Below are 22,151 nucleotides of genomic sequence, written 5' to 3' on the forward strand. Positions count from 1 at the left end.
CGGTGCCGACTGCGCAGGCTCGTAAGCGCTCGCGTTGGAGCGACAGCCCTTCCGGCGACCTCGCCGCTCAGCGGGTTCAGACGAGCCGAACCGCTCAGCCTGCGATCCGCTCCAGCTTGGCCGAGAGCCGGGGCTGGAGCTCGTGCTCGGAGGTGGCCCGCTCCTCGACGTAGGCCAGCGAGCCCTCGACGACCCCGTACAGGCGACTCGCCGCGGTCACGTCCTCGGCCGTCGGGGTGCGCAGCACCGCGTCGGTGGAGAGCTCCCAGCTGGTCTGGTTGCGGGGCTTGCCGAAGAACATCTCCGCGACCCCGGAGGAGTGCACGATCAGCAGCTCGATGCTGTCGTCCGGCTGGGGCCGCCACCAACCGAGCTCGCGGAAGGCGGGCTCCACGATGTTGCCGCCTTCACCGTCCAGCTTCCAGGCACGGCTCTCGTAGTAGAGGAAGGGCCTGCCGTCGTGGGCGAACGTGACCTGCTGGAGGAAGCGGTACTTCTCCTCCAGCGAGGGGTGGTTCGCCTCGCCCTCACCGCGCCAGACACCGATCAGCGGAAGCAGCCCGAGGCAGGCGCCGTTGAGGTCGGGCCCCATGCGCAGGTTCGCGGTGTCCCCGACACCGGGGAGGTCGTCGAACTCGGGAATGTTGCGCCCGCGGGTCTTCTCGGCGCGCTCGGCCTGGGCGCGCACCGCCGCGTCACCGCTGCCGGGCTGCGGCTGACTGCTGGACGGGCCGGGCTGTTCGGACGGCTGGTTGGGGGTGGCAGACATCGCTGTCGAGACTACCGCGTCTCTTCGCGGCAGTCGTAGCCTGACCCCCGGTTCCCCGCGCGGGAGTCAGTCGCTGTGCAGCCGATACACCACGTAGAAGGCGAACCACACAGTGGCGATGGCGGCGATCGCCACCAGGCTGACCAGACCGTAGTGCAGAAAGTCGATGAGGGTCATGCCCGAGAGCATAACCACCACCCGCGCGTCGTGGGGTGTGGGCTGAGGCATGATCTGTGCCGACAACGACTCAGGGGAACGCGTTGCGGTGCTCAGCGGCACCGGTGCTCACGCGGGAGAGACAGGGATCACATGGAGTTCGGCACGCTGCGCGACAGGGCGCTTTCCTACCGGGAGTGGCTGCTGGCGCGCAAGCAGGAGATCGACGCCGGTTTCGACTGGTACCCCTTCGACACGCTGGCCAACGTGCTGCACCTGGACGGGCTGCTCTCCGCGGAGAACAGGAACGTGTTCGGAGAGCTGGCCGGACGCCGGATCGCCGACATCGGCGCGGCCGACGGGGACCTGGGGTTCTTCCTGGAGGCGGAGCTGGGGTGCCACATCGACCTGGTGGACACGGCGGCCCCGAACTACAACCGGCTGCGCGGTGCGCGGCTGCTGGCCGAGAGCCTCGGGTCCTCCGCCGAGATCCACGACGTGGACCTGGACAGCCAGTTCTCCCTGCCCGCGGAGCACTACGGGGCCGTGCTGTTCCTCGGGCTGCTGTACCACCTCAGGAACCCGTTCTACGTGCTGGAGACGCTCGCCCGGCGCAGCGACCTCTGCTTCGTCTCCACGCGGATAGCGCAACTCAGCCCGGACCACGGAACCCGACTGGCCGAGCAGCCCGTGGCCTACCTGCTGCACCCGAACGAGGCCAACAACGACCCCACGAACTTCTGGATCTTCTCGGAAGCCGGGCTGCGCAGGCTCTTCGACCGCACCGGCTGGGAGGTGCTCGACTTCACCACGGTCGGATGCCGGACCGATTCCGATCCCGCGGCGCAGGACCGCGACGAACGGGCGTTCGCCCTGCTGCGCTCCAGGTGGGCCCAGGAGCGCTGACGATCCCGGGGCGTCAGGTGACTCAGTCCCGCTCGGACCGGCCGTCCGGAGCGGGACGAGCAACTAGAGCTCGCGACGGAGTCGCTGCGCGGGGCGGGGTGGTGTCCTCCGGTGTCGCGACACCACCCGCGCCGCCGCGGCTTTCGCGTCAAGCCACCGCGATGTCCACCTGATGCAGCCCGGGTCCTTCGGGCGAGACCGTGGATTCGCCGCTGCCGTCCCGGTGCAGGGCCCGCACGGTCCAGGTCCCCTCTGCGGCGTAGAACCGGAAATCCCCCTCGTCCGAGGTGACCACCTCGGCGGTGAAGTCACCGGAGGGGTTCAGCAGGCGGACGAAGGCACCGCCGACCGGCTGCCCGGCCGAACGGACCTTGCCCGCGAGGACCGTCTGGTCCCCGGTGTCCGTGCTCACGGCACCGGACTGGTCCGGTGCTCCGCATCCGCTGGTCACGTTCACCCCTCCTGCTCGCTCGGGTTCTCGATCGGCACGCCGACCAGCGAGCCGTACTCGGTCCAGGAGCCGTCGTAGTTCTTCACGTCCTGGTGTCCGAGCAGCTCGTGGAGCACGAACCAGGTGTGCGAGGAGCGCTCGCCGATCCGGCAGTAGGCGATGGTGTTCTTGGACTCGTCCAGGCCCGCCTCGTTGTAGACCTTGCGCAGCTCCTCCTCCGACTTGAAGGTGCCGTCCTCGTTGGCCGCGCGGCTCCACGGGACGTTGATGGCGGAGGGGATGTGCCCGCCGCGCTGGGCCGCCTCCTGCGGAAGGTGGGCGGGGGCGAGCAGCTTGCCGGAGAACTCGTCGGGCGAGCGGACGTCGACGAGGTTGCGGTTGTTGATCGCCTCGACGACCTCGTCGCGGAACGCGCGGATGGAGTTGTCGGGGTCGGCGGCGACGTAGTTGGTGCGCGGGCGCTCCGGTACGTCCTTGGTCAGCTCGCGGCCGTCCAGCTCCCACTTCTTGCGGCCGCCGTCGAGCAGCCGGACGTCGTTGTGGCCGTAGAGCTTGAAGTACCAGTAGGCGTAGGCGGCGAACCAGTTGTTGTTGCCGCCGTAGAGGATCACGGTGTCGTCGTTCGAGATTCCCTTGGAGGAGAGCAGCGCGCCGAAGTCGTCGCGGCCGACGAAGTCGCGCCGGACGTGGTCCTGCAGCTCGTTGCGCCAGTCGAGCTTGACCGCTCCCCTGATGTGTCCGTTGTCGTAGGCCGTGGTGTCCTCGTCGACCTCGGCGAACACGACCCCGTCGGTGTCCAGGTTCTGCTCGGCCCAGTCGGTTGTGACCAGGACCTGTTCACGACTCATTGGAGTGGCTCCTTCTCGCTCGTATCGGCAAAGTGAGATCTCAGCGGGTCTCGGTGGGTGATCCGGCGGGTACCAGCCGCCTGACCACCGGATACAGCTGGCATCCGAGGCAGTAGCCGAAGGCTGCGTTGAGCAGTGCGGCCACCAGGGCCAGCGCGTTCGCGACGACGCCGAGGGAGGTCCACCCCGCCGCGTACCCCACAGTGGCCAGCAGGGCGAAGGCGAACCCGATCCCCTGGGAGAAGCGGACCGGTCGGGGGTCCTCGTGCTCCGCCTCGGGGACTTCACCCAAGCGAGGTCGGAGCGTCCGCCGGTACAGGTGGCCCCAGGGGTTCGTGCGCAGTCCGACGAACGCGCAGAGCGCGAACAACGCGGTCTGCGCCGCGAGCACGCGCCAGCTACCCGTTACCAGCCCGACGGCGAGGATGCCGCTGGTGACCCATGCCGTGAATCGAACACCGCGTGGATCGACACGGGCATCGGTGGACATGGGACCTCCTGGCCGGTGGACGGTGCTGTCGGGTCCGTCGGGGTGGCAACGAAGCGCGCCGGGCACGGACGTGTGGTCCGCTCGCCTCCGGTGTCGTCACCGCCCGGTCATCGCCTGCAACACAGGCTGCTCCCAACGCGACACAGGTCCACCGCGCGCCTGGAGGTCAGCAGTACGTGCACGGTTCGGAGATTACCCGCCACGACCGTTGCTCGGAAAGATTGTTCACCCTGTGGGACGGATCTGTCGATGCGGCCGAGCACGTTCGGTGATCACGGCGGGGAACGCGGATGACCGTGGTTCCGGACGAGGGGAAGTCCCGTGGCCGCGTCCCCGGAGAACTGCTCCGGGGAGGGGGTCAGCGGGCGAGGTGCGGGCGCAGCGCGGTGTCCAGTCCGTCCCGGCGCGGAACCCCGGACACCCGGAAGAGCTCGCGCCCCGCCGAGTCGAGCGCGAGCGTGGTCGGCGTGGTGTGCACCCGCAACGGCTTCGACCACTCCGGATGGTGGGTGAGGTCGAACTCGACGTGCCGCAACCCCGCGGTCCGCTCGACCAGCGTGGAGAGCAGGACGCGAGTGTGCCTGCAGGGGGCGCAGAAGGTGGTGGACAGCTGCAGCAGGGTCACCTCCGACTCGGGAGGTCCGTCCGCCGCGGAACCGCCGGCCTGCGCGCCCCGCCCGGACCCGCGAAGAGCGCCGCGCAGCGCATCGGCTATCTCGGGGGGAAGCTGGTCGAACACTGCTGGTTCCCGTCCAATCTCGTCTTCGCGGTCGGTGCCGTTCGTGGCGGCCCTGGTCCGGGGGATTCGGCCCCGGGCGCCCCCGCTCCGGTCGAGCCTGGTCCGGTTGACCCTGCCCTCCCGGCTTCGCAGCAGCGCCCCGAGCACGAGCCCGGCCGCCACCGCCACGACCAGCGCCGGCCAGCCCGGCGACATCAGTTCACGGTTCCGTCGCCGTTGATGGTCACGTCCCGGGCCGTTCCCTCGGCCACGAGCGCTCCCCGCTCGACGTGGAGCGCGGTCGGGCGCACGGTGAAGGGCAGCATCCCCGGATCGAGTGTAGTCGTGAACCGGCGCAGGATCGCCTGCTCGAAGCGGCTCGCCAGGTCCACGGAGCCGACCTTGCTGTTGTCCAGGTCGAGCTCGCGTGGCTCGATCCGGATGCCGCCCTCGTCGTTCAGCACGAGTCGACCGGTCACGGCGACCTTGTTGGTGCTGCCCGCGATGTCCACCGTGCCCTCCATCCGGACCCCGGTGGAGGTGGAGTCGGCGGTGGGCCCCGCGGAATCCCCGGCGGGGGAGATGTGGAGGTCGTTTACGGGAAGAACCTTTCCGAGGGAGGAGTCGTCGAGCCGGACGCGGCCGACCACCTCGTCGACGTCGATTCTGCTCGAGTTGCCGCGCAGCATCGCGAAGGTGGACACCCGCGCGTGGTGCAGATCGGCCTGCAGGCCCACGTCCTCGACCGGACCCATGTCCACTCCGGGAGCGCGCAGCTGCACGTCCCTGAAGTCGCCGCGGATCGCCTGGGTCAGGAACGGGAAACCGTTGATCCGCACCTCGGGGTCCTTCGCGAGCCCGAGCTTGTCGCCCATCTTCTTCGAAACCTGGTTCTCGGCCACGGCCGCCGCGCCGAAGTCGGCGGCAACCAGCAGGCCGATGAGCACGAGCAGTGTTATGACCAGCTTTTTTCCGGGTAAGGCACGTTTCAACGCGACCTTCCTTGTCTGAGGGGACCTACCGGCCGGGCCCCGTGTTCGGGTCGGATCGCGGAGCCGGTGGGCCGGACTCGTTCGCGGGCAGGGCAGCGGCACCTCCGTCCGGAGTGTGCTCGAGGGCCGCTTCCGTGGCTCAGGATCGCACACGCCGGGCCGTGCTCCGGGGCGCGAGTCGAGCGCGTTCCCGAGGGGCCGGGCAACCCCGCAGGGAGGATTCCGGGGCGGGCCCTTGGCGGGGAGGAAAAATTCCGTTCGTGACTTCGTCGCCGAAAGATTCGACGCCATCGCTCTCGCGGTCGTGTGATGTGCGCTGCGTTACCTGTGCTTGTCCGTGACATTGTGTGTATTCTTTCCGTCATCGGAGGCAACGGAGCCTCGCCGTCCGCGCGGTTTCCCCCGCCGTACCGTCCATGCCGGTGAGAGCCGGTTTACGGAGGCATAGATGAGCTCCGAGCTGCTGCTGCTGACCAACGAGTCCGACTGCGATTCCGTGCTGCCCGCGCTCTCGCTGTTGCCGCACCGGGTGCGGATCGTTCCGCCGAACTCCTCGGCGATGGTGACCACCACCGGTTACGAGCTGGTTCTGGTCGACGCGCGGGACAACCTGGCCGCAGCGCGCAATCTGTGCCGGATGCTTTCCTCCGGTGACGAGGGCGTTCCCGTGCTCGCCGTGGTCAACGAGGGCGGACTCGTCGTGGTCAACGCAGAGTGGGGCGTGGACGACGTGCTGCTGCCCACCACCGGCCCGGCCGAGGTGGACGCGCGGATCAGGCTGCGTACTGCCCAGCGCGGCGGCAGCTCCACGGCGGGCGGACCGGTCACCGTGGGCGACCTCGTCATCGAGGAGGAGACCTACACCGCCAGGTTGAAGGGGCGCGCCCTCGAGCTCACCTACAAGGAGTTCGAGCTGCTCAAACACCTGGCCACCCACGCGGGCAGGGTGTTCACCAGGGTGCAGCTGCTCCAGGAGGTCTGGGGCTACGACTTCTTCGGGGGGACGCGCACGGTCGACGTGCACATCCGTCGGCTGCGGTCCAAGCTGGGCCCCGAGCACGAGGCCATGATCGGCACGGTTCGCAGCGTCGGGTACAAGTTCGTGCGCCCGTCCCGCACGAGCAGGGACTCCAGCGGGTCACGCCGCGCGGACTCGGCCGCGCACGACGCGGAGCAGGCCGAGTTCACCTCCCGGATGAACGGGGCGGAGGCGGAGCTTTCGGCCCCGGACGAGCGAAACCAGGCTCGGCGGGCCGAGTTCGAGTACGACCCGGCCGAGTGATGCCAGGGCGGAGCGCTTCAGGGAAGTCGGTTCGCGCAACGTTCGGGGAACTTCCGCTCGGCTCGCCTTCGGGCGGTGGCGAGACTCGCCACTCGGAGGGCTGGCAGCGCCCACCGGCGGCCGAATGTGGGTAATCTCGGTCGATGTGGTGCAGCTGACGTGGCGAAACGGACTGGACGACGCCGAGACCGCCGAGGTGGAGAACCTGCTGGCGGAGACCGAGCGAAGCGACGGGGTGGCCCCCGCGGGGGAGCACGTGCTCCTGCGACTGCGTGCGCACCGGGGCGTGACCGAGCAGATCGAACCGGTTCGAGCGGATACCGGTGGTTCGGAGCACTTCGTGGTCCGGGCCGAGCAGGGGGAGTTGGCCGGGTACGCCCATCTGGACACCGAGGGTGCTGCTTCGGGAGAGCCCCTGGTGGCGGAGTTGGCCGTTCACCCGAGTTTCCGCGGCAGGGGAGTGGGCGGCGAGCTCGTCCGCGCTCTCGCCCAGCGCGCCGAGGTCCCCGCGGAGGAGGACCCGCCGGAGGACGCCGGACGGCTGCGGGTGTGGTCGCACGGGCTGTTGCCCGGAGCAGTGGCGCTCGCCGAGCGGTTCGGTGCGGGGCGGGTCCGCGAGCTGTGGCGGATGGGGCGCGGACTCGACGGCGCCGAACTCGCGGAGCCGGTGCTGCCGGAGGGCGTGTCGATACGTGGCTTCCGGGCGGACGAGGACGAGCGGGAAGTCGTCCGGGTGAACCAGCGCGCCTTCTCCTGGCATCCGGAGCAGGGCGGCATGACCGAGCGGGAACTGCGTGAGAAGGAGGAGCTCGACTGGTTCGATCCGGCCGGATTCCTGCTGGCGGTCGACGGTTCGGGGACCCTGCTCGGCTTTCACTGGACCAAGATTCACCCGGACGGGAGCGGCGAGGTCTACGTGGTCGGCGTGGACCCGGATACGCAGGGTAGCGGCCTCGGGCGTGCGCTGACGCTGGCCGGGTTGCGTTATCTGCGGGATGTCGGATGCTCGCGGGTGATGCTGTACGTGGAGGGGGACAACGGGCCCGCCGTGGCGGTTTACCACCGTCTCGGTTTCGAGCGCTGGGACGTCGACGTGCAGTTCGGCCGGTAACCCGGTTGGTTCACGAAATGTGCCCATTTGGGGCTTTCGGGTGAGCGGGTTCGTTGCCCGCTCACCCGGTGAGATGTGGGATTGCTTACTTAGAGTACTTAGTTAACTCTTTGTTCACCTGAATGGCGGTAGATGTCTACCCGATAGACCTAAGGTTGCAGGGCGTGGACGGCACACGCCGTTGACTTCCGGTCTTGGAGGAACGACGTGCACATCGGGCGGCACAAGGCCGTGCTGGGAGCCCTTGTCGTGGGGGTGCTGGCACTTTCCGCTTGCGGAACCGACCAGAACGTGACCAACGCCGAGCTCAATCCCGAGCTGCGGAACTTGAAGGTCGCCTGCGGGGACGCCTCCGTGGTGGCCGAGGGGTCGTCGGCGCAGAAGAACGCGATGGACGTCTTCGCCAGGGACTTCGGAGTCAAGTGCCCCGGCAAGAAGCTCAACTACACCGCCTCCGGTTCCGGGAAGGGAATCTCGGCCTTCACCGCGGGCCAGGTCGACTTCGCCGGGTCCGACGAGGCGCTCACCGCCGAGGAGGCCGAGGCGGCCAGGCAGCGTTGCTCGGACAACCCCGCCTGGAACATCCCCATGGTCTTCGGCCCGCTGGCCATCACCTACAACATCCCCGGGGTCAGCGACCTCGTGCTCAGCCCCGAGGTGATCAGCAAGATCTACCAGGGCGAGATCAAGCGCTGGAACGACCCGGAGATCCAGCGGCTGAACAGCGGGACCGATCTCCCGGACATCCCCGTGGTCCCCTTCTACCGCTCGGACGAGTCGGGGACCTCGGCCAACTTCCAGGAGTACCTGTCCACGGCCACCGACGGGCTCTGGAAGGGCGAGGGCAAGACCTTCCGCCCGAAGAGCGGAGTCGGCCAGGGGCGCTCCGGCACCGACGGTGTGACGTCCTCGGTGGAGCAGACCGAAGGTGGAATCACCTACGCGGCGTGGGCGTTCCCCAAGAACGCGGGGCTGGGCATCGCCTCGATCGACAGCGGAAACGGGCCGGTCGAGCTGAACAGCGAGTCCGCGGGCAAGGCGATCGAATCGGCCGAGATCGCCGGCGAGGGCAACGACCTCAAGCTGAACCTCGAATCCATCTACGGCAACGACGCGCCCGGCGTCTACCCGATCGTGCTCGCGACCTACGAGGTCGTGTGCTCCGGTGGGTACGACCCGCAGACAGCCAAGTCCGTGAAAGCCGCGCTGAAGGTCGCGGCCCACGCGGGCAAGGAGAACCTGGAGCAGGCGGGCTACGTCCCGCTGCCCCCCAAGTTCAAGAGCAAGGTCCTCGGTGCCGTCCGGGCGATCGAAGAATGAATCGCGCCGGCGCGACCAACGGCACACCCCGTCCGAACCCGTGCGGCGGTCCGCGAGGGTCGGTGACACTCCGACCGGAAGACCGGGCCGAGTGCTTCGCGACCCGGCGAAGCACCCGCGCGGAAAGCGAGCCGAGCAACTGAGAGGCTGCGAGCGGCAGTGAGCGAGTCGAGGAACTCCGAGCGGAGGCCGGAACCACCGGGCGAGGTGGGCGATGCTCCCGTGCACACCACGGAAGCCCCCGTCCTCGATGCCCCGGTCACCCCGCCGAGCACGCCCACCGACCGGGTGGTGCGCATCGGGGACCGGATATTCCGGGGCATCGCCACCGGGTCCGGCGTGTTCGTCGTGGCGATCATAGGAGCCATCGGGCTCTTCCTGCTGATACGGGCGATCCCCGCCCTGCAGGCCAACGAGGCCAACTTCCTGCTGTCCGGCAAGTGGGAGACCGGCGACCCGGACGAGCTGGCTTTCGGCATAGTCGACCTCGCCTGGATCACCGTGGCGAGCTCGCTCTTCGCGCTCGTCCTGGCGATGCCGATCGCGGGCGGGATCGCGCTGTTCCTCACCCAGTACGCGCCGAGCGTGCTGGCCAGGCCGTTCGCCTACATCGTCGACCTGCTGGCCGCGGTCCCCTCGGTGATCTACGGGCTGTGGGGAGCGCTGGTGCTGGCTCCGGTGATCAAACCCGTCGCCGTGTGGCTGAACACCAACCTCGGCTGGATCCCCATCTTCGGCGACGGGAACGTGCCCGCCGACAGCGGCTCCAACGTCTTCACCGCCGGAATCGTGCTGGCCGTGATGATCCTGCCCATCATCACCGGCGTGGCCCGCGAGGTCTTCGCCCGCACCCCGAAGGCCCAGATCGAGGGTGCCCTGGCGCTCGGCGCGACCAAGTGGGAAGTCGTGCGCACCACCGTGTGGCCGTTCGGCCGCAGCGGGTTCGTCGGTGGGTCGATGCTCGGGCTGGGACGCGCCCTCGGCGAGACGGTGGCCCTGACGGTCATCCTCAGCTACACCTACGAAGGTCCGCACTACAGCATCTTCGACGCCGGGGCGACCTTCGCGTCGCGGATCGCTCTCGGCTCGGCGGAGTTCAACAACAACCTGACCGTCGGTGCCTACATCGCGGCGGGGCTGGTGCTGTTCATCAGCACTTTCGCCGTCAACGCGCTGGCCCGCTGGATCGAGAGCAGCAGCGGTAAGGGGAAGGAATGAGGACGGACACCGCCGATATCGAGCGGCCCGCGAAAACCCCGGCCTTCCAGCAGCTGAGCCCGGGACGCAAAGCCAAGAACCACATCGCCACCACGCTGTTCGCCCTGGCCTTCGTGGTGGCCGTCATCCCCCTGCTGTGGGTGCTGTTCACCCTCTTCCGGCGTGGGCTGGTTCCCATGCTGAACGCGGAGTGGTGGACGCACTCTTTCTACGGCCTGCTGCCGAACGACTTCGGCGGCGGCATTTACCACGCCCTGGTCGGGACGCTGGAACAGACGCTGGTCTGCGCGCTGATCGCGGTTCCGCTCGGCGTGTGCGTCGGGATCTTCCTCATCGAGTACGGGCGGAACTCCAAGCTGGCCAGCACCACCACCTTCATGGTGGACATCCTCAGCGGGCTCCCCTCGATCGTCGCCGGGCTGTTCATCTACGCGCTCTGGATCACCACCTTCGGGTTCGACCGCAGCGGGTTCGCCGTCTCGCTGTCCCTGGTGCTGCTGATGCTGCCGGTGGTGGTCCGGGTGACCGAGACGATGCTGATGATCGTTCCCGACGAGCTGCGGGAGGCCTCGTACGCGCTCGGCGTGCCCAAGTGGAAGACGATCCTGAAAGTGGTGCTGCCGACCTCGCTGTCCGGGATCCTGACCGGGATCATCCTCGGGCTGGCCAGAGTCATGGGTGAAACGGCTCCGCTGCTGATCCTCGTCGGGTACTCCCGGGCGATCAACTTCAACCTGTTCGACGGTCCCATGGCCTCCTTGCCGTTGACGGTCTACACGGCGCGCAAGACCTCGACCGAGGCGGGCGAGTACCGGATGTGGGGGGCAGCGCTCACCCTCGTGCTGCTGATCATGCTCATCAACCTGATCGCGACGTTGTTGTCCAAGCTTTTCGCTGTAAAGACCAAGTAGGGCGGTAGCCGAACCATGGCAAAGCGGCTCGACATCGAGAACCTCAACCTGTACTACAACAAGTTCCACGCCGTCCAGGACGTCACGTTGCAGGTGCACGCGCGCAGCGTGACCTCCTTCATCGGCCCCTCCGGCTGCGGGAAGTCGACCGTGCTGCGCTCGTTGAACCGCATGCACGAGGTGGTGCCGGGGTCCCGGGTCGAGGGCAAGGTGCTGCTCGACGGCGAGAACGTCTACGCGCCCGGGGTCGACCCGGTGCAGGTGCGGCGCACCATCGGAATGGTGTTCCAGAAGGCCAATCCCTTCCCCACCATGTCGATCAAGGACAACGTCGTCGCCGGGCTGAAACTGGCCGGGGACAAGGACAAGAAGAAGCTGGACGAGATCACCGAGCGCGCGCTGCGCGGGGCCAATCTCTGGGAGGAGGTCAAGGACCGGCTCAACAAGCCGGGCGGAGGCCTGTCCGGGGGACAGCAGCAGCGGTTGTGCATCGCACGCGCCACGGCAGTGCAGCCCGACGTCCTGCTGATGGACGAGCCGTGCTCCGCGCTCGACCCGATCTCGACGCTGGCGATCGAGGATCTCATCGCCGAGCTGAAGAAGGACTACACGATCGTGATCGTGACGCACAACATGCAGCAGGCGGCACGGGTCAGCGACCAGACGGCCTTCTTCAACCTGCCCGCCGTCGGCGAGCCCGGCCAGCTGGTCGAGATCGGTGAGACGGGCAAGATCTTCTCCAATCCCAGTCAGAAGGCCACCGAGGACTACATTTCCGGCCGCTTCGGCTGAGGTGATGCTCGGCCGCTCGGTTTGCTCGGCGGGCGGGTCGGTTCGCGTGGTGGGGCGGAGTGCCGTTCCCCGGCGCCTCGGGGTGCGCAGTTTCGCGCGAAACGTTCCGATCATGTGGCTCGGCCGGGCGTGCTGCGGGCGGAGCAGTCCGGTGTCGGCTCACTTGCCGGGAGCCGGGCCGCCGACCACTTCTGGCCGAGTAGCGCGGCGGCGCAACGGCCGGCAGGGTTGCTCATCGGCGATCCTGGAGATCAGCATCGTCGATTCCTTGGGCGGCAGCGCCATGGAGCAAACCTGCTCGAAGGCGGTCAGGTACGGCTCGGTCTCGCCGCTCTTGTCCAGGAAGCGCGAATTCGGCGGACCTCCGGTGTGCACCACCTGCTGATCGGTGTTCTCGCGGAACGAGAACACCGTGACCCGCTCGCCCAGGAACGGATGCGCCCCGACGTCGAACGGCAACACCTGGACGGTGACGTTGCGCCGGTAGCTCATCAGCACGAGGTGCTCCAGCTGCCCGCGCATGAGCCTGCTGCCGCCCACGCGGCGGCGCAGCGCTGCCTCGTCCAGCACCGCCCACAGCTCCAGCGGATCCGTACCGAGCAGCCGCTGCTGGCGCTTCGAGGTCACGGCCACCCGGTCCGATATCTCGGGGGCCGTGAACCCCTCCCTGCTCGAACGCAGCAGCGTGGCGCTGTACTCGGCGGTTTGGAGCAGTTCGGGAAGCGGGTCCGGTTCGAAGACGCTCAGCGCCGTCGCGGCGGTCTCCAGACCGAGGTAGGTGTCGAACCCGCTGCGACGGGCCGTGCTCGGATGCTCCTGCCACCAGCCGCGTTGCTTGGAGGCCTCGGCCAGTTCGAGCAGCTCCGAGACCTGTTCGGAGCTCGAGCCGTAGAACTCGGCCATCAACCGGACGTCGGCAGTACGCACTGGTACTCGCCCGAGCTCGATCTGGCTTATCTTGCCCTGTGAACAATCCAGGTGGGCGGCGACCTCGCGATGTGTCCGCTGGGCCGCTTCGCGCAGCCTGCGGAGTTCGCCGCCGAGGCGTCGGCGATGGACGGTCGGGCTCTGGTTCACGTGCGGCAGCCTCGCACAACCGCTGGACGCGGGCCCGGTATCAACGCCGAGTATTAATACTGTTCACCCGATCGAGTGGTGGGGCGGGGAGCGGCAACGCGCGAACGAGTCGAGTGGCCGGCCCGCACCGCCCCACCCCGCGTCACGGACGTTCGCTGGTCGGCATGGTCCCGGTGACGACGTAGACGATCCGACGGGCGACCGAAACGGCGTGGTCGGCGTAGCGTTCGTAGAACCGGCCGAGCAGCGTGATGTCCACGGCGGCGGAGACCCCGTGCGACCACTCGGACCCCATCACCACGCTGAACAGGTACCGGTGCAGGTCGTCCATCTCGTCGTCGTCGACCTCCAGGTCGCGCGCCTGCTGGACGTCCTGGGTGCGCAGGATCTGGTTCAGGCGATTGGCCAGCTGGACCGCGACCTGCCCCATCTGGGAGAAGTACGTCTTGACGTCCTCGGGCAGCACCGGCTGCGGATGCCTGCGTCGGGCCGCCTTGGCCACGTGCAGCGCGAGATCCCCCATGCGCTCCAGGCTCTCGGCCGCGTGAATCGTGGAGATCACCGTGCGCAGGTCACCGGCCACCGGTGCCTGCAGCGCCAACAGCCCGAAGGCGTGCTCCTCGCAGCGAGCCCGGGCCTCGTCCACCTTCATGTCGTCGTCGATGACTTGTTCGGCCAACGACAGGTCCGCTCCCAACAGCGCGGTGGTTGCCTGCTCCATCGCGTTGCCGACCATCGTCGACATCGCGGCGAGCTCCTCGGCGAGCTTGTCGAGCTGTTCCTGGTAGGCCTCACGCATGGGTCCAGCCTACTTCGTATGGGAATAGCGCAGGGTTCCCGTCGGTTAACCACCGGTTAACACGACTTGAGCAGTGAGAGTCCCGGCGGCTTCGCCGCTCGCCCGGCCTTCGGCCGGGCCGGGCAAGCGGTCGACGAACCACGTCGGCACCGGTTCGCAAGGACTTCGATTCGCGGGGACTCCGGTTCGCAGGGACTCCGGTTCGCAGGGACTCCGGTTCGCAGGGACTTCACCCCTCGGGGGTGGTGGTTTCAGTTCACCCCGCCGCAGACGTCCTTGCCCGCGTTGACGGTCGACAGTCCCTCCGGGACCTCCACCTTTCCGGTGTCGGGCTGCAGGATTCGGTTCTCGTAGTCGCTGCCGAGCTCCAACCTGATGGTGTCACCGGCGGAGGCGTCCTTCATCAACTCCGCGGCGGGCACGGACGAGGCGAGCAGCTGGGCCCGCTGCTTGTCGCCCTCCGAGTACCTGATGACGGTCCGGTCGCTGGGGGAGTCCAGATCACCGATCTCGTCGACCGAGTAGTCGTACTCCCGCAACTTCTGGGCGGTGTTGCCCGCCAGCCCGCTGCGCTCGGTGGCGTTGAACACCGCCACGCTCGTTTCGGAGGGGCTGGGGCCGGTGGAGGCCTGACTCGGGGTGGTCTGCGCGGGCTCGCGCTGCGTACCGCCCATGGAGGAGTTGGACGTGGCGGAGGAGCCCCCCTGGCTCCGCTGCTGCCCCGACTCCTCGGAGGAGGGAGTTATGGGCTTGTCCTCGATGACGGCCCGGAAGAGTGAGCTCGTGGCCGACTCGCGCAGCTCCTCGTTGCCGCGCTCGTTGTTCTCCCCCGTGGTCGGGATGGTCACGAAGGTGACCTTCTCGGGATCCAACCCTTCCAGGGACTTGCCGAGCGCGATGAGCTTGTTGCTGTTGACGTTCTCGCCGAAGGTGTTGGCGATGACCGCGTTGGCCAGGTCACCCAGCTTGTTCATGTTCAGCAGCACGTCGCTCGAGGTCATCTTGCGCAGCAGCGCGGACAGGAACATCTGCTGACGCTCCATCCGGCCGTAGTCGGACGTCTGGTCCCCCACGACCTTGCGCGCCCGCACGTACTGCAGGGCCCGCTCGCCCCGGAGCTTGTGCCAGCCCGCGGTCTCGAGCACCGTGCCGAGCTCGCGGTCGACCATCGGTTTGTTGGAGCAGATCCGCACACCGTCCACCGCGTTGACCATCGACTTGAACCCCTGGAAGTTGATCCCGAGGAAGTTCGTGATCTTCAGCCCGGAGAGGGACTGCACCTTCTCGGTCACGCACTGCGGACCACCGCTGGCGTAGGCCACGTTGAACTTGACGTTGTTCCTGGCCGGAACCGCCTCGTCGGAGTACTCGCCGGTTTGGGGGTTCCAGGACTCGCAGGTGTCGGCCGGGATATCGATTTCCAGGTCCCGGGGGATGGACACGATCACCACGCGACTGCGGTCGGCCGGGATGTGGGCGATCATGGTGGTGTCCGAGCGCGCTCCCGCGACCCCCTTGCTGGTGCCGACGTTGTCCTCGGCCTGGGCCCCTTCCCTGGTGTCGGACCCGATGAGCAGGAAGTTCAGATCGCCTTCCTGCATCTCGGGGTTCTGGATCGAGTCCGAGTTCCGACTGAGCGCGGAGACCTCCTTGAACTTGGAGTCCCACCAGGTCATGCTCCCCCAGCCGATTCCCGTGCTCACGAACACGAGCACGGCTGCGGCGAGCGCGAGCGACTTGCCCAGCCGCTGAAGGCGCTGGCGCCGTTTGTCCCTGCGCCACTCCACGCGGGACGCGCTGCCTCCGCGGTCGTCGGAGAAGTCGAACGGCATGTCCTGGCCGGGTTCGGGCTCCTTGCGATTGCCGAATAACCACGCGAAGCGCTTGCGCCGCTTGGCCTCCTCCGCGGCTATCTCGTCGTGGACGGCGGAGAACCTGGCCAGGGTGGCGTCGATGTCGTCAGCGGCGCTGTCCGCGTTCGCGTCGTCCTCGTCGTCGACGGAATCGCTCTCGTCCTCCCCCGCGTCCTCGTCGGAGTCCTCCGCGTCGGAGTCCGGTTCGAAACCGCGGTGCTCCGGCGCCTGAGCGGTCGGATGCGCTGCCGAGGACTCGTTCCCGGAGAGGAGGTCCTCTCCGGAGGAGTCCTGCCGACCCGCGGGGTCCGCCCGGGTGTCCTCACCCGTTCCGGGGGCGGAGGGAAGAGGCTCGTACCGAGTGGGCGCCTCCTCCGGAGCCACCTCGGGGGCGGAGGCGTTCGCGTGCGGGGGGTGCTGGTTCGGAGCAGCGGGAACCTGGCCGCCCGGTCGTGGACCGACCGCTGCCCGCCCGGGATTCGCGGGTGGGGGCGGTGCCGGGGGGACCGATCCGGGAGCTGCCTGCCCCGCCGCGGGGGGAGCTCCGGAAGCAGCGGGACCGCCGGGAGGCGTTCCGGGGCCGGGCACCTGCCGCGCATCGGGTGACTGCGGTTCCCGCACGGGCGGGTGCTGGAGCGTGGCGTCCTCGTCGGCTGGTTCGCCGAGCTGTCCGCTCTCCTGGTGCTGCGGTCCCCCGGTCGAGGGGAACTGCTGCTGCGGCGCAGCCGGAGCGGGTGGTGTGAAGGCAGGTGGAGCCCCGGCCCCGGGGGCGGGATTCACACCCGTGGGCGCCTCCTCCGGAGCAGCTGCCCCGGAGGCGGAGGAGCGCGGTCGTCCTTCGGACGCGGAGCGCTGTTCGTTGGGGCGCTGCTCGTTGGGGCGCTGTTCGTTGGGGCGCTGTTCGTTGGGGCGGTTGCGCGGGCCGTTCGGCCTCCGCGGCGCTCCCCGGAACGGCGGGATCTGCGTGGTGTCGTCGGCCTCGTTGGGCGGGGCGGACGCCTGCGGCCCCGGAGCGGGGGGCTGCTGCTCCTCACCCGTCGGAGCCCGCCACTGCCCGGAAGGGGGACCCTGAGGTGGACTCTGCGCCGAACTCCGCGGTGGGTTCTGCGGGGGTCCCTGCGGCGGGTTCTGCGGCTGGTTCTGCGGAGGTGTTGCGTCCTCCTGCTCGGAGGAGTGTCGGGCACGTCGCCGCGCGCGACGGGAGCGCCCGGGGCGCGCGTTCGGTGTCTCCGGGGCCGGTTGTCGGGCGGAGGTCTCCGCCGCGTCGGCCCGGGGAGCGGGCTGCTCGGCGTGCTCGGCTGCTCGACGGCCCTCGGCCGGGGGCTGAGGTGACTGCGGTGGATCCTGAGACGCGTCCTGCTCGTTCTCCTCGATCCTGCGGTGTGACCCGGTGGACTGCGTCTGACGTTTGCCGTGCTTGGACAGCAGGTCCCCGACTCGCGTTCCCCCGGTGCCGTCGTCCCCCAGTGCGCGCCTGCGCCTACGTGACTTGGACCGCTCGCCGGTTTCGTTCCCTGCCTCCTCCGCGGCGGAGGAAGCCCACTCCGAGTGGGAACTCTGGTGCCCCGAACTGCCTTCGCGGGGTTTTTCCGGCACCCGTGTTCCCTCCCACCTTACAGCCATTGGCGTTCATCCCGATGTTTGGCGATCCCCACCCCCGATGCTGTATCGCCATACTCGGCCAAGATGCTACGGCCGATCGTTCGGACTGACGACAGTGGCACCGGATTCTTCACAATATGTGCACTGCAGCGCGGGGTGCTGTCGGGCAAATCACAAGCTGTGCTCCCCCGTGTGGGGGAGTGGTGGACGTTGTGTCCACACCGGAGCGCGGCCGCGCTCGGTAGTATTCCGGTGACTATTCGGAATGTTCGTCCGTTCCGGTCAATTGCACTTCCCCGTCGGTGCGGTATGCCACCTTATTGCGCCCGGATTGTTTGGCCGCGTACAGCAACACATCGGCGCCGAGTATTTTTTGCTCCGTGGTCGTCGGGGTCGGTGCGCTGGTGTGCCCGGTGTCGTAACTCAATCCGATGCTGACCGTTATGCGCAGCCCGCTGGCCATTCGCATCCACGGAAAACTCTCGATTCGGGCGCGTGCGCGTTCGCACACGGCGACAGCGGTGCCCACGTCCACTTCGGGCAGTACCAGTACGAATTCCTCGCCTCCGTATCTGGCGCAGAATCCCCGTGAGGGAAGTTCTTCCTGCAGTAACTCCACCACGTTCTGGAGCACGCGGTCGCCGAGCACGTGACCGTGGGTGTCGTTGATCTGCTTGAACCAGTCCAGGTCCACCAGAGCTATGCCGATCCCCCCGATGGTCTCCTCGGTCAGCCTTCTGAGGCGTTCATCCAGGTAACGACGGTTGTAGCTGCTGGTCAGCGTGTCGCGCAGGCTCTGCTCCCGCGCTCTGGCGTGCTCCCTGCGCAGCCAGTTCACCTCGTGACGCAGCTGCTCGGGAACGCGCGGAGTCAGCTCGCTGTCCCGCAGGTCCAGGGCAGCGCGCAAGTGCCGGTACGCCTGTTGCCACCTTTCACGCGTAGCGAGCAGCTCGGCTATGGCCTCGTGCAGCTGGGCGAGGCCGACCGCCGTGGTCGGGTCGGTGGCGTAGTGCCTGCCCGTCGAATGTTCGGTACACGGAAGGTCGTGCAGGCGTGCCCGAGCGGCCTCGTCCTGCCAGGTGCCCGACCTGGCAATGCCATCGCGAAGTCCGGACATCGCACTCACCTCCCATCCTGGTTTCGTCGAACGGTGTGCTCGGCTTGAGCCGGTTGCGCTCAGCTGCGCGTGAATTCGCTCAACCGGCGTACTCGTCCCGAGCGCGAGCGGGAGGGAAGTGCACGGCCGACCGAACCCCGCGTGCCGCTCATTGAACAGGCTTGCGCGCGATTACGCAGCGTTCGATTTCGAATTCGCTGCGTTTTCACCGGTTGGGGGGACGTGCCTGCTCCGCGCGGTGGGGTGGAGTCAGGTCGGGCACGGGGCGAACCCGTAGATCCTCCCGTCCAGCGAGACCAGGTGCTTCGAGCCGATCTGCCTGCCGACGACCTCACCGGAGCGGCGGACGGTGACCTCCACCGCGACCACCCAGACGCTTCCCGAGGGGCGCAGGCCGCGCACCGTGAAGCCGGGGTCCCGGCGGAGAGTGCGGGGCGCCGGGTCGATGGTGACGGTTCGCCCCGCCAGCGAGCAGGTGTTCTCCCGGAAATCCGGGTGCTGGGTGCGCCGGAGGAACGCCCGCTGGGCGTCCGGGCCGTGGCGCGCCGCCGCGTTGTTGGCCGCGAAGTAGTCGTTGACCGCGTTCCGCGGATCAGTGGGGAAGGCCCCCTCCTCCGGAGGAGCCGAACCACCCGAGAGCAGGCAGATCGGCATGCCGAGCAGCAACAGCCAGCGGGCACTCCAACGTCCGAGCGCGGGGATGCTCACCCCCCGTTGTGGTCCAGTTCCGCGCCCTCCGGAACGGAGGAGTCCTCCGGGTCGTCCAGCCAACCTTCCGGCAACACCACCTTGCCCGCCGAGCCCTGCCTGCCCCGCGGGCCCTCGGCCTCGGCCGGGAACGGGACGTCCGGGTCCAGACCGGCCAGCAGGTCGTCCAGTTCGGCCAGGGTGGAGACCAGGCCGAACCGCTTCCTGAGCTCGGGTCCGACGGGGAACCCGCGCAGGTACTGGGCCATGTGCTTGCGCAGGTCGCGCACGCCCTTGTCCTCGCCCATGTGCTCGGTCAGCAGCTCCGCGTGCCTGCGCAGCACGCGTGAGACCTCCCCGAGGCTGGGGCCCTCCGGTACGGGCTCCCCGGCGAAGGCGGCCTGCAGATCCCGGAAGAGCCAGGGGCGCCCCAGGCAGCCCCTTCCGACGACCACGCCGTCACAACCGGTGGAAGACATCATCTTCAGCGCGTCGTCGGCGCTGAAGATGTCCCCGTTGCCGAGCACGGGGATGCTGCGCACGGTTTCCTTCAGCCGGGCGATCTGGTCCCAGTCCGCCGTGCCGGAGTAGCGCTGCGCGGCGGTGCGTCCGTGCAGCGCCACTGCGGCCGCTCCCGTGTCCTCGGCGATGCGGCCCGCGTCCAGATGAGTGACGTGCTCGTCGTCGATGCCGACTCGGAACTTGACCGTGACCGGGATGCCTGCCGGTTCGGCCGCGCGCACGGCCGCCTGCACTATCCGGCCGAAAAGCCTGCGCTTGTAGGGCAGCGCCGAGCCGCCGCCCTTGCGAGTGACCTTCGGGACGGGGCAGCCGAAGTTCATGTCGACGTGGTCGGCGAGGTTCTCGTCGACGACCATGCGGACCGCGTCGTACATGGTCGCCGGGTCGACGCCGTACAGCTGCATGGACCGCGGTGACTCGTCCGCGTCGAAGGAAACCATCTGCAGCGTGGTCGGGTGCCGTTCCACCAACGCGCGCGAGGTGATCATCTCGCAGACGTAGAGGCCTGCGCCGTATTCGCGGCACAGCCTGCGGAAGGCGACGTTGGTGATCCCGGCCATCGGGGCGAGCACCACTGGCGGGTCGACCTCGTACGGGCCGATCCGCAGCGGTGCGGTGGCGGGTGCGAGCGACATACCTCCATTATCGAGGACCTTCGAGCGGTGTCGGCACCGGGCACCGGAGTGCCGGTGCCGTGTTCCACCCGTGCGCGTGCTCGACCCGCCGCCCGGAATTCGCGGGCCGCCTCGCCGGGGGCGCGGATCAGAACTCGACGGTCAGGCAGCCCAGCCTGTCCCCGGCCTCACCGGCCTCCCCGGGGGCGGTGCGGGTGTGGTGCTCGTGGATCACCATCGAGGCCTTGCCTGCCCGCTCCAGGTTCCAGTCGCCGAAGGACGCGGTGACCGCGTTGCCCGCCTCGTCGGTGTGGAAGTCCAGCCACACCTCGTTGTGCGGGTTCGCGTAGGCGGGATCGCCGGAAACACCTTCGGGGGCCTCCTCCTGCTGGAAGTGCGGTCCGGCGGCGGACCCCGTCCTCCCGCAGGGTTCGGTGTGCACGTGCGCACCGTAGTCCCGGTCCGGACGCAGCCCCCGCAGGGCGGCCGTGACCCCGGTGTGCTCACCGGGGAGCTCGCGGGAGAGGAATCCGGCGGTGGCCCCGACGGGCACCGCGGAGGGGTCGTAGGTGACCGCGGTGGTTCCGCTCTCGTAGTGGTCGAAGGAGCCGTACGAGTGCGCGGAAGCGGGCAGGTCGGTCTTTTCCGCCGGTTGGGCAGCGGCCGCGGTCGGAGCGGCCGCGGTCAGCACGGCGAGCACCAGGGCGCTCAGTGTCGAGATGCGTCGCATATGTCCAATTCGTACCCGAGAGGTTCCGCGCGGTGCTGGACTTTCACCGGAACGGGTGGGGTCGGCGTGTCCCGGTGCTCGACCGCTCCGGAGCGAGGACTGTGAGCAGGATCCCGTGGTCGTGCGGCGGCGTGCGCCGGGGGCGGCGCGCTAGGTTGATCGGATGACCGATTCGGGACGTGACCGAACGTGGCTGGTCGCGATCGCCACCGCCATGTGGGGGACCGACGCGCTGTGGCGGATGCCGCTGGCCACCAGCCTGCCGACGACGACGGTGGTGCTGTGCGAGCACCTGATCGTGACCCTGCTGCTCGTGCCGCTGCTGCCGCGCGCCTGGCGAGCTTTCCGGGACTGCGACCTGCGGGAACGTCTCGGCGTGCTGGTGGTGGGAGCGGGGACGTCCGCGCTGGCCACCCTGCTGTTCACGGCCGCGTTCACCTACGGCGACCCGGTGACCCCGGTTGTGCTGCAGAAGCTGCAGCCCGTCTTCGCCGGGCTGGCCTCGTTCCTGCTGCTGCGGGAGCGCATGGGCGGCGGATATCCGTTCTTCGCGGTGCCCGCGGTGTTGGGAGCCTGGATGCTGGCCTTCCCGGACCCGCTCCAGGTCAGCGTTTCGCGCATGATGCCCGCGTTGCTGGCGCTGGGGGCGGCGATCCTCTGGGCGGCGGGGACCGTGTTCGGGCGGATGCTCAGCCGGGAGCTCAGCGCCATGGAAGTCACGACCCTGCGGTACTCGGTCGGTCTGCCCACCGCCGCGCTGGTGGTCTTCTTCCGGGACGGTTCCCCGGTGCGGGGGCCGTCGAACATCGGTGACGCCCTGGCCGTCGGGTGGGGGAACATCGGTGGGCTGTTGCTGCTCGCCCTGATCCCGGGACTGCTGGCGCTGAGCCTGTACTACCTCGGGATGCGCACCACCGCCGCGGCGCGGGCCACCGTGGCCGAGCTGTCCTTCCCCGCCACGGCCGCCGTGGTCGGGGTGGGGGTGCTGGGCGAGACGCTCACCGTCACGCAGTGGATCGGCTTCGCGCTGATCGTTGCGATGATCAGCGCGTTGGGCTGGAACGAGCGCAGCGGCACCAGCAAGGCCGTCGGGACCGAGCCGGTGGTCGTGCGAGATTGAGGGGATCGCCGGGCGGGCGACGTCCCGCCCGGCGATGCACAAGATCGGAGTCGGGTTGTAGGCTGT

At 68.7% G+C, this 22,151-nt stretch carries 21 protein-coding genes; 8 read left to right on the forward strand and 13 right to left on the reverse strand.

The annotated features are described in order from the left end of the window. Positions 1-94: 94 nt before the first annotated feature. Entirely contained in the window at positions 95-769 is a 675-nt protein-coding gene (locus G9Q41_RS04730; RefSeq protein WP_092525540.1) for an FABP family protein, read from the reverse strand. A gap of 309 nt (positions 770-1,078) precedes the next feature. On the opposite strand from G9Q41_RS04730, the gene G9Q41_RS04735 reads away from it, so the two are divergent. Next, the gene (locus G9Q41_RS04735) at positions 1,079-1,831 is read left to right on the forward strand and encodes a methyltransferase domain-containing protein (protein ID WP_092525544.1); all 753 of its coding nucleotides are present in this window, start codon (positions 1,079-1,081) and stop codon (positions 1,829-1,831) included. 148 nt (positions 1,832-1,979) lie between these two features. On the opposite strand, the gene G9Q41_RS04740 is transcribed toward G9Q41_RS04735, so the two are convergent. The 5 genes from G9Q41_RS04740 to G9Q41_RS04760 all read right to left on the reverse strand — a co-directional run bounded on the left by G9Q41_RS04740 (position 1,980) and on the right by G9Q41_RS04760 (position 5,330). Continuing rightward, a complete protein-coding gene (locus G9Q41_RS04740) occupies positions 1,980-2,288 on the reverse strand; it encodes a DUF1416 domain-containing protein (protein ID WP_092525546.1) in 309 nt (102 codons plus the stop codon). Continuing rightward, entirely contained in the window at positions 2,285-3,130 is an 846-nt protein-coding gene (locus tag G9Q41_RS04745; RefSeq protein WP_092525548.1) for a sulfurtransferase, read from the reverse strand. Before G9Q41_RS04745 ends, G9Q41_RS04740 begins: the two co-directional genes overlap by 4 nt. 40 nt (positions 3,131-3,170) lie before the next feature. Beyond that, the gene (locus G9Q41_RS04750; protein ID WP_165631984.1) at positions 3,171-3,620 is read right to left on the reverse strand and encodes a DUF4395 domain-containing protein; all 450 of its coding nucleotides are present in this window, start codon (positions 3,618-3,620) and stop codon (positions 3,171-3,173) included. A gap of 358 nt (positions 3,621-3,978) precedes the next feature. Next, complete coding sequence (locus G9Q41_RS04755) at positions 3,979-4,554, reverse strand: thioredoxin family protein (RefSeq protein ID WP_165631983.1); 576 nt, start codon at positions 4,552-4,554, stop codon at positions 3,979-3,981. Further along, the gene (locus G9Q41_RS04760; RefSeq protein ID WP_092525554.1) at positions 4,554-5,330 is read right to left on the reverse strand and encodes a DUF2993 domain-containing protein; all 777 of its coding nucleotides are present in this window, start codon (positions 5,328-5,330) and stop codon (positions 4,554-4,556) included. Before G9Q41_RS04760 ends, G9Q41_RS04755 begins: the two co-directional genes overlap by 1 nt. Positions 5,331-5,778: 448 nt before the next feature. Here G9Q41_RS04760 and G9Q41_RS04765 point away from each other — a divergent pair, with 448 nt between their 5' ends. The 6 genes from G9Q41_RS04765 to pstB all read left to right on the forward strand — a co-directional run bounded on the left by G9Q41_RS04765 (position 5,779) and on the right by pstB (position 11,964). Beyond that, complete coding sequence (locus G9Q41_RS04765) at positions 5,779-6,612, forward strand: response regulator transcription factor (RefSeq protein ID WP_092525556.1); 834 nt, start codon at positions 5,779-5,781, stop codon at positions 6,610-6,612. Positions 6,613-6,736: 124 nt separating this feature from the next. Further along, entirely contained in the window at positions 6,737-7,723 is a 987-nt protein-coding gene (gene mshD / locus G9Q41_RS04770) for a mycothiol synthase (protein WP_207630574.1), read from the forward strand. Between the two features lie 207 nt (positions 7,724-7,930). Then, positions 7,931-9,043, forward strand: a complete 1,113-nt coding sequence (pstS, locus tag G9Q41_RS04775; protein ID WP_165631982.1) for a phosphate ABC transporter substrate-binding protein PstS — start codon at positions 7,931-7,933, stop codon at positions 9,041-9,043. A 159-nt stretch (positions 9,044-9,202) separates the two neighbouring features. Then, positions 9,203-10,261 (forward strand): phosphate ABC transporter permease subunit PstC, encoded by a 1,059-nt coding sequence (gene pstC / locus G9Q41_RS04780; protein ID WP_347567467.1) that lies wholly within the window; start codon positions 9,203-9,205, stop codon positions 10,259-10,261. Beyond that, complete coding sequence (gene pstA, locus G9Q41_RS04785; RefSeq protein ID WP_092525565.1) at positions 10,258-11,172, forward strand: phosphate ABC transporter permease PstA; 915 nt, start codon at positions 10,258-10,260, stop codon at positions 11,170-11,172. Before pstC ends, pstA begins: the two co-directional genes overlap by 4 nt. Before the next feature lie 15 nt (positions 11,173-11,187). Further along, a complete protein-coding gene (gene pstB, locus G9Q41_RS04790) occupies positions 11,188-11,964 on the forward strand; it encodes a phosphate ABC transporter ATP-binding protein PstB (RefSeq protein WP_092525568.1) in 777 nt (258 codons plus the stop codon). 159 nt (positions 11,965-12,123) lie between these two features. On the opposite strand, the gene G9Q41_RS04795 is transcribed toward pstB, so the two are convergent. The 7 genes from G9Q41_RS04795 to G9Q41_RS04825 form a co-directional block, all read right to left on the reverse strand. Then, entirely contained in the window at positions 12,124-13,041 is a 918-nt protein-coding gene (locus G9Q41_RS04795; protein ID WP_165631981.1) for a Scr1 family TA system antitoxin-like transcriptional regulator, read from the reverse strand. 142 nt (positions 13,042-13,183) lie between these two features. Beyond that, complete coding sequence (gene phoU, locus G9Q41_RS04800) at positions 13,184-13,840, reverse strand: phosphate signaling complex protein PhoU (RefSeq protein WP_165631980.1); 657 nt, start codon at positions 13,838-13,840, stop codon at positions 13,184-13,186. Between the two features lie 251 nt (positions 13,841-14,091). Continuing rightward, positions 14,092-17,289 (reverse strand): LCP family protein, encoded by a 3,198-nt coding sequence (locus G9Q41_RS22585; RefSeq protein ID WP_165631979.1) that lies wholly within the window; start codon positions 17,287-17,289, stop codon positions 14,092-14,094. Between the two features lie 262 nt (positions 17,290-17,551). Continuing rightward, a complete protein-coding gene (locus tag G9Q41_RS04810) occupies positions 17,552-18,412 on the reverse strand; it encodes a GGDEF domain-containing protein (protein WP_092525576.1) in 861 nt (286 codons plus the stop codon). A 249-nt stretch (positions 18,413-18,661) separates the two neighbouring features. Then, on the reverse strand, positions 18,662-19,120 hold the full coding sequence (locus G9Q41_RS04815; protein WP_347567466.1) for a hypothetical protein: 459 nt from the start codon (positions 19,118-19,120) through the stop codon (positions 18,662-18,664). Continuing rightward, positions 19,117-20,256: a tRNA dihydrouridine synthase DusB gene (gene dusB / locus G9Q41_RS04820; protein ID WP_165631978.1), complete on the reverse strand. Its 1,140-nt coding sequence runs from the start codon at positions 20,254-20,256 to the stop codon at positions 19,117-19,119. Before dusB ends, G9Q41_RS04815 begins: the two co-directional genes overlap by 4 nt. A gap of 127 nt (positions 20,257-20,383) precedes the next feature. Further along, positions 20,384-20,965, reverse strand: coding sequence for a superoxide dismutase family protein (locus G9Q41_RS04825; RefSeq protein ID WP_165631977.1), 582 nt, complete (start codon positions 20,963-20,965; stop codon positions 20,384-20,386). Positions 20,966-21,128: 163 nt separating this feature from the next. Here G9Q41_RS04825 and G9Q41_RS04830 point away from each other — a divergent pair, with 163 nt between their 5' ends. Next, complete coding sequence (locus G9Q41_RS04830) at positions 21,129-22,085, forward strand: EamA family transporter (protein ID WP_165631976.1); 957 nt, start codon at positions 21,129-21,131, stop codon at positions 22,083-22,085. Positions 22,086-22,151 lie beyond the last annotated feature (66 nt).

This window comes from Actinopolyspora sp. BKK2 (genome assembly GCF_011291845.1).
In the GTDB taxonomy this organism is placed as follows: Bacteria; Actinomycetota; Actinomycetes; order Mycobacteriales; family Pseudonocardiaceae; genus Actinopolyspora; species Actinopolyspora saharensis.